This window comes from Nocardioides bizhenqiangii (assembly GCF_034661235.1).
Classification (GTDB): Bacteria; Actinomycetota; Actinomycetes; order Propionibacteriales; family Nocardioidaceae; genus Nocardioides; species Nocardioides bizhenqiangii.
This window is the reverse complement of record NZ_CP141059.1, coordinates 17,606-32,075: the sequence shown is the minus strand read 5'-3', so window position 1 is coordinate 32,075 and position 14,470 is coordinate 17,606. Positions and strand designations below refer to the sequence as shown.

The 14,470-nt window shown below is 71.0% G+C and carries 14 protein-coding genes and 1 tRNA gene; 9 read left to right on the top strand and 6 right to left on the bottom strand.

What is annotated here, in order from left to right; genetic code table 11:
• Window positions 1-109: 109 nt before the first annotated feature.
• A tRNA-Leu gene (locus SHK19_RS00170) sits at window positions 110-193 on the bottom strand.
• Window positions 194-393: 200 nt separating this feature from the next.
• Here SHK19_RS00170 and SHK19_RS00165 point away from each other — a divergent pair.
• Genes SHK19_RS00165 through pknB form a run of 7 tightly spaced genes read left to right on the top strand, consistent with a single transcriptional unit; the run spans window position 394 to window position 9,481 of the window.
• Window positions 394-1,134 carry a DUF3662 and FHA domain-containing protein gene (locus SHK19_RS00165; RefSeq protein WP_322937508.1) on the top strand — a complete coding sequence of 247 codons (741 nt, stop codon included), beginning with the start codon at window positions 394-396 and terminating at the stop codon, window positions 1,132-1,134.
• Window positions 1,127-1,597, top strand: coding sequence for an FHA domain-containing protein FhaB/FipA (locus SHK19_RS00160; protein ID WP_322454209.1), 471 nt, complete (start codon window positions 1,127-1,129; stop codon window positions 1,595-1,597). Before SHK19_RS00165 ends, SHK19_RS00160 begins: the two co-directional genes overlap by 8 nt.
• 4 nt (window positions 1,598-1,601) lie before the next feature.
• A complete protein-coding gene (locus SHK19_RS00155) occupies window positions 1,602-3,104 on the top strand; it encodes a PP2C family protein-serine/threonine phosphatase (protein WP_322937507.1) in 1,503 nt (500 codons plus the stop codon).
• A gap of 6 nt (window positions 3,105-3,110) precedes the next feature.
• Window positions 3,111-4,502 (top strand): FtsW/RodA/SpoVE family cell cycle protein, encoded by a 1,392-nt coding sequence (locus SHK19_RS00150; protein ID WP_405030521.1) that lies wholly within the window; start codon window positions 3,111-3,113, stop codon window positions 4,500-4,502.
• On the top strand, window positions 4,499-6,010 hold the full coding sequence (locus tag SHK19_RS00145; RefSeq protein ID WP_322454212.1) for a peptidoglycan D,D-transpeptidase FtsI family protein: 1,512 nt from the start codon (window positions 4,499-4,501) through the stop codon (window positions 6,008-6,010). The genes SHK19_RS00150 and SHK19_RS00145 overlap by 4 nt, the downstream gene beginning before the upstream one ends.
• Window positions 6,003-7,541, top strand: coding sequence for a serine/threonine-protein kinase (locus tag SHK19_RS00140; RefSeq protein WP_322937505.1), 1,539 nt, complete (start codon window positions 6,003-6,005; stop codon window positions 7,539-7,541). The genes SHK19_RS00145 and SHK19_RS00140 overlap by 8 nt, the downstream gene beginning before the upstream one ends.
• Complete coding sequence (gene pknB, locus SHK19_RS00135; RefSeq protein WP_322937504.1) at window positions 7,538-9,481, top strand: Stk1 family PASTA domain-containing Ser/Thr kinase; 1,944 nt, start codon at window positions 7,538-7,540, stop codon at window positions 9,479-9,481. Before SHK19_RS00140 ends, pknB begins: the two co-directional genes overlap by 4 nt.
• On the opposite strand, the gene SHK19_RS00130 is transcribed toward pknB, so the two are convergent.
• Window positions 9,478-10,281, bottom strand: coding sequence for a DUF881 domain-containing protein (locus tag SHK19_RS00130; RefSeq protein WP_322454216.1), 804 nt, complete (start codon window positions 10,279-10,281; stop codon window positions 9,478-9,480). The two genes, pknB and SHK19_RS00130, sit on opposite strands and share 4 nt — an antisense overlap.
• A 51-nt stretch (window positions 10,282-10,332) precedes the next feature.
• On the opposite strand from SHK19_RS00130, the gene SHK19_RS00125 reads away from it, so the two are divergent.
• On the top strand, window positions 10,333-10,857 hold the full coding sequence (locus SHK19_RS00125) for a cell division protein CrgA (protein ID WP_322454217.1): 525 nt from the start codon (window positions 10,333-10,335) through the stop codon (window positions 10,855-10,857).
• 137 nt (window positions 10,858-10,994) lie between these two features.
• Here SHK19_RS00125 and SHK19_RS00120 read toward each other — a convergent pair whose 3' ends face one another.
• Complete coding sequence (locus SHK19_RS00120; protein WP_322454218.1) at window positions 10,995-11,921, bottom strand: rhomboid family intramembrane serine protease; 927 nt, start codon at window positions 11,919-11,921, stop codon at window positions 10,995-10,997.
• Between the two features lie 22 nt (window positions 11,922-11,943).
• Window positions 11,944-12,501, bottom strand: coding sequence for a peptidylprolyl isomerase (locus SHK19_RS00115; protein WP_322454219.1), 558 nt, complete (start codon window positions 12,499-12,501; stop codon window positions 11,944-11,946).
• Window positions 12,502-12,683: 182 nt separating this feature from the next.
• On the opposite strand from SHK19_RS00115, the gene SHK19_RS00110 reads away from it, so the two are divergent.
• Complete coding sequence (locus tag SHK19_RS00110) at window positions 12,684-13,244, top strand: hypothetical protein (protein WP_322454220.1); 561 nt, start codon at window positions 12,684-12,686, stop codon at window positions 13,242-13,244.
• A gap of 3 nt (window positions 13,245-13,247) precedes the next feature.
• On the opposite strand, the gene SHK19_RS00105 is transcribed toward SHK19_RS00110, so the two are convergent.
• Both SHK19_RS00105 and SHK19_RS00100 read right to left on the bottom strand, forming a co-directional pair.
• The gene (locus SHK19_RS00105; RefSeq protein WP_322937503.1) at window positions 13,248-13,583 is read right to left on the bottom strand and encodes a DUF3817 domain-containing protein; all 336 of its coding nucleotides are present in this window, start codon (window positions 13,581-13,583) and stop codon (window positions 13,248-13,250) included.
• A complete protein-coding gene (locus SHK19_RS00100; protein WP_322454222.1) occupies window positions 13,580-14,386 on the bottom strand; it encodes an SURF1 family protein in 807 nt (268 codons plus the stop codon). Before SHK19_RS00100 ends, SHK19_RS00105 begins: the two co-directional genes overlap by 4 nt.
• Between the last annotated feature and the right edge of the window lie 84 nt (window positions 14,387-14,470).

Below are 14,470 nucleotides of genomic sequence, written 5' to 3'. Positions count from 1 at the left end.
GGCCCAGGCCCGGCATCGACGTTGGTCGGCGCGAGCGGACTGGGCTGCGGAGGAGATGGGCGTGGAAATGGACGAAGCCCCGCGTCCGAAGACCCGGGGCCTGTCTACGTGCGCGAGGGGGGAGTTGAACCCCCACGTCCTTTCGGACACACGGACCTGAACCGTGCGCGTCTGCCTATTCCGCCACTCGCGCGTGTTGCTGGACTGATCTGGACTGACCTGAACTGACCTGAACTGAACAGCCGGGAAAGGCTATCCCAGGGCTGCCACCTGCCCCAAATGGGCACTGGTGCGCGGGGTGCCGAGCGGGCGAAGGCCGCACCGATACGATCGACGGGACCCGGCACCGTCGGGCGCGAGGCATGCGAGCAGAGTGGGAAGGAGGCTCCCGGAGTGGGTGGACTGCAGCGCTTCGAGCACAAGCTCGAGCAGGCGATCTCCGGAGTTTTCGCCCGCACCTTCCGCAGTGCCGTGCAGCCGGTCGAGATCGCGGCGGCGCTCCAGCGCGAGCTCGACAACAAGGCCCAGGTCCTCTCCCGCGAGCGGCGGCTGGTGCCCAACGCGTTCTCGGTCGAGCTTGCCAAGTCCGACCTGGACCGGCTCGCGCCGTACAACACGGCGCTCGCCGCCGAGCTCACCGAGCAGCTGCAGGAGCACGCCGACCTCCAGTCCTACGTGTTCCCCGGACCGATCCGGATCGAGTTCGAGTCCGCCGACGACCTCGGCACCGGCCGGTTCCGGGTGCTGAGCAAGGCGGAGGCGACCGTGAGCGGGCACGGCCGGTTCACCGGCCGCCAGCGCACCCGCGCCGTCCTCGAGGTCAACGGCACCCGCCACCCGCTGATGGCTCCAGGCCTGGTCGTGGGGCGCGGGAGCGAGGCCGACCTGCGCATCAACGACCCCGGCGTGAGCCGGCGCCACGCCGAGTTCCTCGTCACCGCCCGGCCGGAGGCCGCCACCGCTCCGGGCGAGGGTCCGCTGCAGATCGAGGTCCACGACATGGGCTCCACCAACGGCATCACCGTCGATGGCCGCAAGGTGAGGAGGGCCGAGCTGCGCGACGGGTCGCGGGTGCAGGTCGGTCACACCTCCCTGGTCGTACGGCTCCTCGAGGAAGAGATCGCCGATGTCTGAGCTGACGCTGTTCCTGGTGCGGGTCGCCTACCTGGCGATCCTGTGGATCTTCGTGCTCTCGGCGATCTCGGTGATCCGCTCCGACATGTTCGGCGCCCGGGTGCCCTCCGCCCCCGGTGTGGCGCCACCGCCCAAGCCGGCGAAGCAGAAGGCGCCGCCGAAGCGGCGCGGCTCTCCGACGCACGTCGCCGTCATCCAGGGCCAGAACGCCGGCGCCACCGCCAACCTCGCCGACGCCCCGATCCTCATCGGTCGCGGCAACGACGCCGCCATCAGGCTCGACGACGACTACGTCTCCACCCGGCACGCGCGGATCGCCGCCTCCGGCGACCAGTGGTACGTCGAGGACCTCGGCTCCACGAACGGGACGTACCTCGGCACCCAGCGCATCACCCAGGCGACCACCATCGGGCTCGGTGCCCAGGTCCGCATCGGCAAGACCATCCTGGAGCTGAGGAAGTAGTCCTTTGACGTCAGACGACAGCCAGCTTCCGGACCAGCCCGGCCAGCCCGGCCCTCCGAGTGAGCCGCCGCCGGCCGACCAGCCGCCCCCGCCGGAGGAGGTCCCCGCCGACCTCACCCTGATGCGCCCGGTCCCGGACCCGGCCGCCCAGACCCTGCCGCCGGACGGCCCTACCGTCGATGCTCCCGAGGCGGAGACGCTGCCGGTGCCCGACGACGTCGACGGCGACGAACGCGAGCCGCTCCGGCTCTCCTACTACGCCATCTCCGACGTGGGCCGGGTCCGCAAGGACAACCAGGACTCGGGCTACGCCGGCCCCTGGCTGCTCGCCGTGTGCGACGGCGTCGGCGGCGCCGCCCGCGGCGACATCGCATCGAGCACGGCCGTCAACGAGCTGCGCCAGCTCGACGAACGGCCCGGCTCGGCCGACCTGCTCACGCGGGTCACCGACGCGCTGCACGAGGCCCACGAGTCGATCGCCTCGCAGGTCGACCATGACCCTGCCCTCAGCGGCACCAGTACGACGGCGACGGTCGCGCTCTTCGACGGCCAGCGGATCGCGGTCGGCCACATCGGTGACTCGCGCGGCTACCTCTTCCGGGCCGGGGAGCTCTCGCAGATCACGAGCGACCACACGTTCGTGCAGAGCCTCATCGACGAGGGCCGGATCACCGAGGAGGAGGCGCGGATCCACCCGCACCGCAACCTCATCCTCAAGGCGCTCGACGGGCTGCACGAGGTCGAGCCCGACCTGTTCGCGATCGCCCTCGCGCCCGGCGACCGGGTCTTCCTCTGCAGCGACGGCGCCTGCGGCGTCCTCGACGACACCCGGATGGCCGACATCCTCTCCAGCGGCTCCCCCGAGTACGCCGCCATCGAGCTGGTCCGCGCCAGCCTCGACGCCGGCAGCTCCGACAACGTCACCTGCGTGGTCGCCGACGTGCTCACCGAGGAGGCGGCCGCCGCCGATCCGGCGTACGACGACCTCGAGCCGATGGTCGTCGGCGCCGCCGCGGAGCTCAAGCCCCGCGCACGCGGCCTGTTCCGCGGCCACCGCTCCGGTGACACCGGCGAGCTCGAGCCGGTCGACGCCGAGATCCCCAACGGCATCGACTACGCGATCGTCGAGGACCCGCTGGTCGACCCCGAGGACTACCGCTACGCACCGCTCGCGCCCCGGCGCTACACCTGGGCGCGGCGGCTCATGGCGGTCGCCGTCCTGCTCGGGCTGGCATGGGTCGCGCTGGCGTCGGCGTACTGGTGGACCCAGCAGCAGTACTACGTCGGCGAGCACGAGGGCCAGGTCGCGGTCTACCGCGGCATCGACGGCTTCCCCGGCCTCTCCAGCGTCTACCGCACCAGCGACCTCTCCGTCGACGACCTCCCCGAGGCCGCGCAGTCCGACGTCGAGGAGGGCATCGCCGCCGACGACTACCAGGACGCCACCAGCATCGTGCGCAACCTGGCCGAGCGGATGATGCCCGCCGACGACGGTGCCGAGGAGTAGAGACCGATTCCCGTGGCCAACGCCAGCCTCCTGCAGTTCGTCCACCGCCGTCGGCGCGGTGCCGAGCTGTTCCTGCTGATCCTCGCCCTGGTGGTGGGGATCGGCGCCTACGCCTCTGTCGGCCTCGGTGTCGACGGCGAGGTCCCGGCCAACATCATCGGGTACGGCGGCTGGCTGGCCGCGCTCGTGATCGCCGCGCACCTCGTGGTCCGCCTGGTGGCGCCGTACGCCGACCCGGTGCTGCTCCCCATCGTCGCCGCGCTCAACGGCATCGGCCTCGCCGTGATCCACCGCATCGACCTCGCCGAGGACTCCGGCCGCGCCGACCAGCAGCTGATCTGGATGACCGTCGGCGTGCTGCTCTTCGTCGCCACCCTGGTCTTCCTGCGCGACCACCGGCTGCTCGCCCGGTTCACCTACACGTCGGGGTTCCTGGCGATCGTGCTGCTGATCCTCCCGATGCTCCCCGTGATCGGCAACGAGGTGAACGGCGCCAGGATCTGGATCCAGATCGGCCCGCTCGGGTTCCAGCCCGGCGAGGTGGCGAAGGTGCTGCTGGTCATCACCTTCGCCGGCTACCTGGTCGTCCACCGCGACGCGCTCGCCCTCGCCGGCCGCCGGTTCCTCTTCATCGACTTCCCGCGCGGTCGCGACCTCGGCCCGATCCTGGTGATGTGGGGCGTGAGCCTCAGCATCCTGATCCTGCAGAAGGACCTCGGCTCCAGCCTGCTGTTCTTCGGGCTGTTCCTGATCATGCTCTACGTCGCCACCGAGCGACCGGGGTGGCTGGTCGTCGGCGGGCTGCTGTTCTTCGGCGGGGCGGCCGTGGCGTACCGGATCTTCGCCCACGTCCAGCAGCGGGTCGAGATCTGGCTCGACCCGTTCGCCGACCGCGACGGTGACGGCTACCAGCTGGTGCAGGCGCTCTACGGCTTCGCCTGGGGCAGCCTCACCGGCCGCGGCCTCGGCCAGGGGATGCCATCGCGGGTGCCCGAGTCCGAGTCCGACTTCATCATGGCCGCGGTCGGCGAGGAGCTCGGGCTGACCGCGGTCCTGGCGCTGCTGCTGCTCTACGGGCTCATCGTCGAGCGCGCGCTCCGCGCCGCGCTGATCTCCCGCGACGGCTTCGGAAAGCTGGTCGCGACCGGCCTCGCCGGCGTCATCGCGCTCCAGGTGTTCGTCGTCATCGGCGGCGTCACCCGGCTGATCCCGCTCACCGGCCTCACCACACCGTTCCTGTCGTACGGCGGCTCGTCGCTGGTCGCCAACTGGGTGATCATCGCCCTGCTGCTGCGGATCTCCGACCAGGCCCGGCGCCCGGTGCCCGAGATCACCGACGAGCCCGAGGACCCCGACCTCCTCACGACCCAGGTCGTCAGGACGGTGAAGGCCCAATGAACCGTCCCATCCGCACCGTCTCCATCTTCTGCATGTTCCTGTTCCTCGCGCTGATGGTGAACGTCACCTACCTCCAGTTCTGGCACGCCGAGGAGCTCAACACCGATCCGGCCAACGCCCGGGTCGCGGAGGCAGCCTTCAGCCGCGAGCGCGGCGTGATCATCGCGGGCGAGGGTCGGGACCAGGCCACGCTGGCGCGCAGCACGGAGATCGACGACCAGTACAAGTACCTCCGCGTCTACCCGCAGCCGCTCAAGTACGCCAACGTCACCGGCTACCTCACCCTCGGCACCCAGACCGGCATCGAGCGGTCACAGAACACCGTGCTGTCCGGCGAGGACCCGCGGCTCTTCGTCACCCGGCTCATCGACCTTGCCCAGAACCAGAGCAATAAGGGCGGCAACGTGCTGCTCACCCTCGACCCCCAGGTGCAGGAGGCGGCCTACGACGCGCTCCTGTCGACGGTCGGTCCCGACGGCGAGGGGTCGGTCGTGGCGATCGAGCCCAAGACCGGCCGTGTCCTGGCGATGGTGTCGCTGCCGTCGTACGACCCCAACGACCTCGCGACCCATGACTTCGCCGCCTCCCGCGAGGCCTACAACCGGCTCGACAGCGACGAGCAGGAGCCGCTGGTCAACCGCGCGATCCAGACCCGGTTGTTCCCCGGATCGACGTTCAAAGTGGTCACCGCCTCGGCCGCCATCGAGAACGGCCTGTACACCGCCGACGACGACGTCCCGGCCGGCGCCACCTGGCAGACCCCCGGCACCACCGGTTCGAGCAACGTGATCGACAACGAAGGCCGCTTCCTCTGCAACCCCGAGCAGGTCTCCTTCGCCACCGCGATGGCGCAGTCGTGCAACACCGCGTTCGCGAAGATGGCCGTCGAGCTCGGACCGGAGGCGATGCGCGAGCAGGCCGAGGCGTTCGGCTTCAACAGCGAGTACCTCCTCGACCTCTCACCGCAGGTGGAGTCGGTCTACCCGACCGGCGTCGAGGGCCCCGACGGCGAGACCGTGGAGCTCAACGACGCGCAGACGGCGCAGACCGGCTTCGGCCAGTTCGAGGTGCAGGCGACGCCGCTGCAGATGGCGATGGTGGTCTCCGCGCTGGCCAACCGGGGCACGCTGATGCGGCCCTACCTCGTCGAGGAGGTCCAGGACGCCGACTACTCGACCCTGGAGCAGACCGAGCCCGACGAGCTGCGTGACGCCGTGTCCCCCAGCACCGCCGACCAGGTCACCGACCTGATGCTCGAGACCGTCAACAACGGCACCGCGTTCCCCGCGCAGATCCCGGGTGTCAGCGTCGCGGGCAAGACGGGCACCGCCCAGCGCGGTGTCGAGGGGCAGCCGCCGTACGGCTGGTTCGTCTCATTCGCGCCCGCCGAGGACGCCGAGGTCGCTGTCGCGGTGATGATCCAGGAGGCGCCGGGCAAGGAGATCGCAGGCGGCCAGCTGGGCGGTCCGATCGCGAAGGCAGTGATGGAGGCGGTGTTGGATGACTGACCAGCCAGGGCAGCCCGAGCAGTTCGCCGACGAGGCCCACCGCTACCGCCTCGACTCCCGGATCGCCACCGGCGGCATGGGCGTGGTGTGGCGGGCGACCGACACCCGGCTCAACCGGCCGGTCGCGGTCAAGGTGCTCAAGCACGAGTACGCCGACGACCCGCAGTTCCGGACCCGGTTCGACACCGAGGCCCGCAACGCCGCCGCCCTGCAGCACCCGGGCATCGCCGGGGTGTTCGACTACTCCTCCGACCCGGGCGGCCCCGCCGACTCGGCGTCGCCGTACCTCGTGATGGAGCTGGTCGAGGGCCAGCCGCTGTCCGCCCTGCTGGTGCAGGCCAGGGACGCCGGCCGCACCCTCGACCCGGCGGTGGTGCGCGACCTGCTGACGCAGACCGCGGACGCGCTCGCCGTCGCACACCGGGCGGCCATCGTCCACCGCGACGTGAAGCCCGCCAACCTGATCGTCACCCCGGACCGGCGGGTCAAGGTCACCGACTTCGGCATCGCCCGCGCGGCCGACGACGCCCAGATCACCCGCACCGGAGCGGTGATGGGCACGCCGCAGTACCTCTCTCCCGAGCAGGCGCGCGGCAACCCGTCGACCCCGGCGTCCGACGTCTACTCGCTCGGCGTGGTCGGCTTCGAGTGCCTGACCGGCCGACGGCCGTTCGAGGCCGACTCCCCGGTCGCGACAGCACTCGCCCACCTGCAGCAGCCGGTCCCCGACCTGCCGGACGACCTGCCCGAGGACCTCCGCACGATCGTCCGGCGGGCGCTGGCCAAGGACCCGGCCGAGCGGTACGCCGACGGTGCCGAGCTCGCCGCCGCGCTCCGCGGCGCCGAGGTAGGGATGCGCGCCGCGGCTGCGCCGCCGGACGACGCGACCGCCGTGCTGCCGGCGACACCAGCCCAGCCGGTGGCTCCCGTTCCCGTCGGAGCCGAGCCACCGACCGGTCCGACCCACCGGCTCGACCGCGCCGTCCCCTTCGAGGGTGAGGAGCCGAAGAAGCGCGACCGGCGCAACGTGCTCCCGATCGTGCTGATCGTGCTGCTCCTGGTCGCTGCGGCGATCGCAGCGGTCGTGCTGCTGCTCGGGCAGGACGACGACGAGCCGAGCAGCAGCAACGACGACAGGTCGCCGAGCCGCCGCACCTCGCAGGCGACGACCGCGACGTCGGAGACGTCCGAGAGTGAGCCGACGACGCCCGAGACGAGCGAGGACACGGCGGTGTTCATCGACGCCGACGACTACATCGGCCGTGACGTGGCCGAGGTGGAGCGCGAGCTGCAGCTCCTGGGGCTCCGGCCCCGGCTGTTCGAGGATGCCAATCCCGGCGGCGAGACGGAGGACGAGGTGCTGAGCGTCAACCCGGCCGGCGAGCTGAACGAGGGCGACACCGTCGATGTCCACTACTGGGGACCACCACCCGCGCCCGAGACCACGCCGACCACCGAGACGACGCCGCCTGACGAGACCACCAGCACGGAGACTGTGACCAGTCTCTCGACGGAAGGTGACAACGGATGAGCAACGCCGGGCCCACGGACCCGCCCGGGGGCAACGGGACGGGATCCGGGACGGTCGGCGGCCGCTACCAGCTCGGCGAGCTGCTCGGCCGCGGCGGCATGGCCGAGGTGCGCAAGGGCATCGACGCCCGCCTCGGCAGGGTGGTCGCTGTCAAGCGCCTGCGCACCGACCTGGCGAGCGACGCGACCTTCCAGGCGCGCTTCCGGCGCGAGGCGCAGTCGTCGGCCTCGCTCAACCACCCGGCGATCGTCGCCGTCTACGACACCGGCGAGGAGCCGGCCGGCGACGGTGTGGCGCAGCCCTACATCGTCATGGAGTTCGTCGCCGGGCGGACGCTGCGCGACATCCTCCGTGAGGGCCGCAAGATCCTCCCCGAACGGGCCCTCGAGATCACCAGCGGCGTGCTGTCCGCGCTCGACTACAGCCACCGCGCGGGGATCATCCACCGCGACATCAAGCCCGGCAACGTCATGCTCACGCCCTCCGGCGACGTGAAGGTGATGGACTTCGGCATCGCCCGCGCCATCAGCGACGCCGCGTCGTCGATGACCCAGACCGCGGCGGTGGTCGGCACCGCGCAGTACCTCTCCCCCGAGCAGGCCCGCGGTGAGTCGGTCGACTCACGCTCCGACGTCTACTCCGCCGGCTGCCTGCTCTACGAGCTCCTCACCGGCCGGCCGCCGTTCGTCGGCGACAGCCCGGTGGCGGTCGCCTACCAGCACGTGCGCGAGCCCGCCGTGCCGCCGTCCCACCACGACGCCGACCTGACGCCCGACATCGACGTGATCGTGATGAAGGCGCTCGCGAAGCGGGTCGAGGACCGCTACCAGTCCGCTGCGCAGATGCGCGCCGACATCGAGCGCTACCTCGCCGGACGTCCGGTGGCGGCGGTGCTGCCGACCCCGATCGATGAGCCGCCGACCTCGGCCACGGCGGTGGTCGCGCCGGCGAACGGCCTGACGGACACCTCGGAGCGGCAGCGGCCGGTGCCGCCCGCCGACCGCCGCGACGACGGCGGCCGCAAGCCGTGGCTGTGGGTGGTGCTCGGCTTGCTGGTACTCGCCCTGCTGGCCGCCGCCTTCTTCGCGTGGCCGAAGCTGTTCCCCGACGAGCCGACCGACGTCCAGGTGCCGTCGGTGGTCGGCTTCGAGCGCGACCGCGCCCGCGAGCTGCTGGCCGACGAGGGACTGGCCATCGACGACAAGCAGCGGCAGTGCGACGACCAGTACGACGCCGGCCAGGTGGTCGACCAGGACCCGCCGGGCGACGAGTACGTCGCTCCCGGCTCCGAGGTGACGCTCGTGCTCAGCAGCGGGCCGTGCGACTTCGCGATGCCCGACGTCACCGGCAAGCTCCAGCGGATCGCGATCGAGGAGCTGGTCGCGGCCGGGATCAAGCGCAAGAACATCCTGACCGCGCCGGAGAGGTGCGACACCGACGAGCCGGCCGGCACCGTCGTCGAGCAGACGCCCGAGCCGCAGGCGTCGGTCGGCCGCGACGACTCGGTCACGCTGTGCGTCTCCGACGGTCCCGAGGTGGTACCCGACGTGATCGGGCTGCGCCAGGGACAGGCGGAGCGGCTGATCCTGGAGGCCGGCTTCCAGGTCGACGTGCTCGAGGACGCCTCCTCCGAGGCACCCAAGGGTGAGGTCACCAACGTGATCCCGGGCGAGGGCGAAGAGGTCGACCAGGGCAAGACGGTCACGATCTTCGTCTCTATCTTCGAGGAGCCGACCACGTCGGCGCCGCCGCCCGAGACCGACACCGACGACGACGGCCTGTCCGACACCGACGAGGCGACGCTGGGCACCGACCCCGAGAACCCGGACTCCGACGGTGACACGTTCAGCGACGGCGACGAGGTCGAGGCCGGGAGCAACCCGCTCGACCCGCTGAGCTTCCCGCCGCCCGGCGACGGGGACGGCGAGGGGAACGACTAACCGATCGGCTCGGCGTAGCTGAGGTCGAGCAGGCCGTCGTACGCCGGCGCCTCGACGTGGTCCTCGGTCTCCATGTCCCAGCCGATCTCGATGTAGGGGTTCGCGGCGTCGGTGCGGTAGCCGGTCACCAGCGGGTCGGCGTCGATGGCGGCTGTCAGTGCGGCCGGGTCGCCGACGGCCTGGATGACGTAGGGCTGGGGATAGGGCACGCCCTGCAGCTGGACCACGGGACCCTCGCACTTGATGCCGGTGGTGCTGATGACCCGCTGGCCGGCGATGGTGACCGCGGATGCTCCTCCGGCCCACAGCGCGTTGACCACGGCCTGAACGTCCTGCTGGTGCACCACGAGCTGCGCGACCTTGATGTCGTGGGCGACCGCCTCGTCGAGGTTCTCGTCCGGGGAGTCGCTGAGCGTGATCGTGACGCCGGGTCCGCTGCGCGGCTCGAGGCCGGCGGGGTCGAGTAGCTCCTCGCCCCGCTCCCGGGTGCGGTCCACCTGGTCGTCGCTGACCTCCTCGGTCAAGGAGTCGACGTCGTCCTCGAGGTCCTCGAGGTCCTGCCGGACCTCTTCGTAGTCGGCGGCCTCGGCCTCCACCAGCCCGGCGAGGTCGGTGTAGCGACCTGGGCGCAGGTCGGTGCCCCCGCTGTCGGCAGCGGACACCACGAAGAGGGCGCCGCTGAGCACCCCGACGACGGGCGTGCCGATCCGCCACGCGAGCGACCGGCGTGGTCGCTGCGGCGGGGTCGGCGGCGGCGGAGCGGGCTGCTCCGTCGGCCCAGCCGTGTGCGCGCCCGTCATGGTGTCTAGGGTAGGCGCCGACAGGTATGCCGTTACTGAGGAGCCCCGCCCGTGAAGTTCTCCCGCCCGAGCCTGAAGCGTTCGGACAATGCGGCGTTCAAGGACCCGTCGAGCGGTCCGGTGTTCAGCGTCCGCTTCCTGGTCTCCCTCGTGCTCATCCTCGGCGGCATCGCGTGGATGGCGTACTACTACATCGGCGTCCGTCCGGTCGCCGGCTTCGGTGACGACAACAAGCCCAACGTCGACCCTGACTCGTTCGAGCCGGGCGTCGTCACCGGGTTGAACTTCGTGGGCGACCTCCAGGAGTGGAACTACCTGATCGGCTTCGGCGCGATCATGCTCGGCCTGATGATCGCCGCCCACCCCTCGACGCCGCTCGGCCGCGGCCGGGGCGTGGTCGTCGGCATGCTCGGTTGCTTCGTGCTCGGCCTGCTGTGGATCTGCACCTACTACGTCGTCGGCACCGGCGACCACGCGCAGGACCTCCCGATCTTCAACGACCTCGAGCAGAAGAACCTGTTCGTCGGCATCGGGTTCATGGCGGTCGGGTTCACCTTCGCCACCAAGTGGGAGTAGCGCCGACCCGTCGCATCTGCACCTCGACCCGGCTCGTTCAAACGAGCCGGGTCGGTGCTTTTCCACAGGTTGCTCCACAACCGGGGATAACTACATGGTTGTAGTTCTCCACAACTGTGGGGAAACCTGTGAATTGTCTAGGCCAGTGCCACGGTCCGGGCGACGGTCGCGGCCGCGAGCGCCACCACGACCAGCGTGATCCCGGCGACCTGGAGCAGCACGCGCCGGTCCTTGGGCGCGTAGACCAGGATCACGGTCACCAGCACGCCGCCGAGGAACCCACCGAGATGGCCCTGCCAGGAGACGCCGGGGAAGACGACCGTGACGACCGCGTTGATCGCGAGCCAGCTCACGATGCTCTGCACGTTGCCGCGCACCTTGAAGGCGACCACGAGCAGCGCGCCCATCAGCCCGAAGATGGCTCCGGAGGCGCCGAGGGTCGAGGTGTCCTCGTTCGAGAACCAGTACACGCAGACGGAGCCGGCCAGGCCCGAGACGAGGTAGAGCGCGAGGAAACGGGCCCGTCCCAGGACCGCCTCGAGCTGCGGCCCGAGGAAGTAGAGGACCAGCATGTTGAAGCCGATGTGCCAGATCTCGACGTGGCTGAACATGCTGGTGACCAGCTGCCAGTAGGCGCCGTCGGAGACGCCGGGGAACCACTGGCCGTCCGGGATCTGCCCACAGAGCCCCTCGGCGTCCAGGCGCGGGTAGAACGAGCCGGGGTCGCCCTCGGAGCGGCAGGTCCCGGTCGGGAGCAGGGCGAGCCGGTCGGTGAGCGTGCTCGACTTCCAGCCGGTCGCGAGGATCGCGACCCAGACCAGCCCGTTGAGCGCGACCAGCACCATCGAGGTCAGGCGCGGGTCCGACGACCGGCGGCCGCCGTACGCCGCCTGCGCCTGGCGGGTGCTCTTCGCGCCCTCCTTGATGCAGTCCGGGCACTGGAAGCCGACCGCCGCGTCGCGCATGCAGTCGGGGCAGATCGACTTCTCGCACCGCTGGCAACGGACGTAGGTCTCCCGGTCGGGGTGCCGGTAGCACGTCGGCACCCCGGCCGGTGCGCTCATCGGTGGTCGAGCCTGCCGGTGCTCAGGCGCCGGTGATCTCGAGGGTCTCGATCACGACCGGCTCGACCGGGCGGTCGCCGGCGCCGGTCGGGACCGCGGCGATCGCGTCGACGACGTCGCGACCGGCCTGGTCGGCGACCTCACCGAAGATGGTGTGCTTGAAGTTCAGCCAGCTGGTGGCGCCGACGGTGATGAAGAACTGCGAGCCGTTGGTCCCTTTGCCGCCCTGGACGCCGGCGTTCGCCATCGCGAGCAGATAGGGCTTGTCGAAGGTCAGCTCGGGGTGCGGCTCGTCGTCGAACGTGTAGCCGGGACCGCCGGTGCCGGTGCCCTGCGGGCAGCCGCCCTGGATCATGAAGCCGGGGATGATCCGGTGGAAGCCGAGACCGTCGTAGAACGGCGTGGACCCGGCCGATCCTTCGCGCGGCGACGGCCGGTAGGGGCCGTCGGGGGAGACCTCGACCGGCTTGCCGGTCGCCAGGCCGACGAAGCTCTGCACCGTGCGCGGCGCGTGGTTGGGGAACAGGTTGATCGTGATGTCGCCCTTGTTCGTCTTCAGGATGGCCTGGAGGTCCGCCATGACTGCCTTTCGCGCTGTTCGGTCCGTGCCGGCTCGATGCCGGCACGCTCGCCGTCGATCCTACGGGGCGAGTTCCACCCGGACCCACGGGTGGTTCGCACGGGTCTGGCCGTGGTGGGATGGGGTAGTGACCAGGACAGATGGTCCGGTGCACAGTTCTCGGAATCGGAAGGGATTCGGCGATGGGACTTCGCAAGAAGAAGACGATGCTCGAGCAGGCCGAGGGGTACGTCGAAGCAGCGATCGACCAGGCTCGGGACTTCGTGCAGGACACAGCCAAGCCCGCGCTGGCGGACGCAAAGGAGAAGGCCGCCCCGGTGGTGGCCGCCGGCACCGCGACCCTTGCTGCGAAGGCCACTGACGCGAAGGTGCTGGCAGCGCCCGTGGTGGCCGCGGGAGCGGCGACCCTCGCCGAGAAGGCGACCGACGCGAAGAGCTTCGCCGAGACCAAGGCAGCCGAGCTGTCCGGCTCGAAGCCCAAGAAGCGCTCCAAGATCAAGACGCTGCTCATGCTCGGCGCCATCGGTGGCGCGGTCGCCGTGGTGGCCAAGAAGCTCCAGGGCAGCAGCGGCGACAACGGCGGCTGGCAGTCGTCGTACGACCCGGCTCCGCCGCCGAGCCCGGCGTCCTCGGTGCCGCCGGTGGAGACGGCTCCCGAGAAGACCCAGGGCGACCCGCTCTCCGACCCGCTGTCGGACCCGCTGTCCGACCCGCTCACGGACTCCGACGCGAAGAAGCCGTAGGTCCTACCTCCTCGCCAGCTCCGGGTGCTCGTCCCGGAGCTGCGAGGCGACTCGGCGCTCGACCCAGAAGATCAATCCCGGGACCAGCCCCGCGACCATCATCAGCAGGAACCGCGTCAGCGGCCAGCCCGCGCGCTGGGTGAGCACGAACGCGATCACGACGTAGATCATGTAGATCCAGCCGTGGACGAGCCAGACCGGCGTCAGGTCCTCGCCGAGCCGTTGCAGCGTGCTGCCGTCGGGGAGCCCGTACTTGAGGACGGACCCGATCGTGCCCACGACGAGGAGCACGCCGACGACCAAGGCCAGCACGCGGTAGGTCTTGAAGAGGCCGCTCACGGCGCCGAACCTACCGGGCGGTCCGTGCCCGCCTGGTCGGAGGTCTGGGGTCGCGCAGCGACGGCATCGCGCACGAAGCGCCACCACAGGAACAGCGCGAACGCCGCGAACATCCACCACTCGATCGCATAGGCGAAGTTGCGCCATCCGGTGAACGTCCCGGCCGGCGGCAGCTGGTCGAGGGTGGCGGGCTCGAGCTGCGTCGTACCGGCGTTGCGACCGCCGGTCTCGTCGGTCGCCGCCGGATCGACGACGACGTAGCCGCCGTAGAGGTCGACGTCGACCCGCTGCACCAGGTCGGCGATCCGCACCTGGGGCAGGACGTCGTCGGTCGGATCCTCGTCGGCGGCGCCGGTGCCCTCCCCGGGCTGGAGCCAGCCGACCAGGGTGGCGGTGCCGGTCGGAGGCGCCGGCGCGGCGGCGGGGTCGTCGCCGGGCAGCCAGCCCCGGACGACGGCGATCGCGGCGTCGTCAGGACCCCCGACGGTCAGCGGCGTGACGACCCAGCTCCCGTCCTCGCCGCTCTTCTCGCGACCCGACACGAGCACGGTGCCCTCGGGCAGCCAGGTGCCCTCGACGGTGACCGGCCGGCCGACGTGCTCGGACGGGAACGGCTGGTCGGGACCGAGGACGTCGGTCAGCGGCTGCGGCTCGTCGTTGGTCAGGTCGATCCGCTCGGCCTCCCGGTGAGCCTGCCAGGCGTCGTACTGCCACAGCCCGAGGGCGACCGCGGCGCCTGCGCACACCAGCGCGATCAGGTGCGCGGCCCACAACCGGGGACTCCACCAGGCGGTCGGCTGCACATAGCCAGCGTAGGTGCGTCGGTTTCGAGGCCCGGCCTCGGTCGGCCTCGCACCTCAACCTGCGCAATCCGTCTTATTGGTCTT

Excerpts from the sequence above, each read along its gene's own strand:
- SHK19_RS00160 (WP_322454209.1), top strand. The coding sequence starts at position 1,127 with ATGTCTGAGCTGACGCTGTTCCTGGTGCGGGTCGCCTACCTGGCGATC.
- SHK19_RS00145 (WP_322454212.1), top strand. The coding sequence starts at position 4,499 with ATGAACCGTCCCATCCGCACCGTCTCCATCTTCTGCATGTTCCTGTTC.
- SHK19_RS00140 (WP_322937505.1), top strand. The coding sequence starts at position 6,003 with ATGACTGACCAGCCAGGGCAGCCCGAGCAGTTCGCCGACGAGGCCCAC.
- pknB (WP_322937504.1), top strand. The coding sequence starts at position 7,538 with ATGAGCAACGCCGGGCCCACGGACCCGCCCGGGGGCAACGGGACGGGA.
- SHK19_RS00130 (WP_322454216.1), bottom strand. The coding sequence starts at position 10,281 with ATGACGGGCGCGCACACGGCTGGGCCGACGGAGCAGCCCGCTCCGCCG.
- SHK19_RS00120 (WP_322454218.1), bottom strand. The coding sequence starts at position 11,921 with ATGAGCGCACCGGCCGGGGTGCCGACGTGCTACCGGCACCCCGACCGG.
- SHK19_RS00115 (WP_322454219.1), bottom strand. The coding sequence starts at position 12,501 with ATGGCGGACCTCCAGGCCATCCTGAAGACGAACAAGGGCGACATCACG.
- SHK19_RS00110 (WP_322454220.1), top strand. The coding sequence starts at position 12,684 with ATGGGACTTCGCAAGAAGAAGACGATGCTCGAGCAGGCCGAGGGGTAC.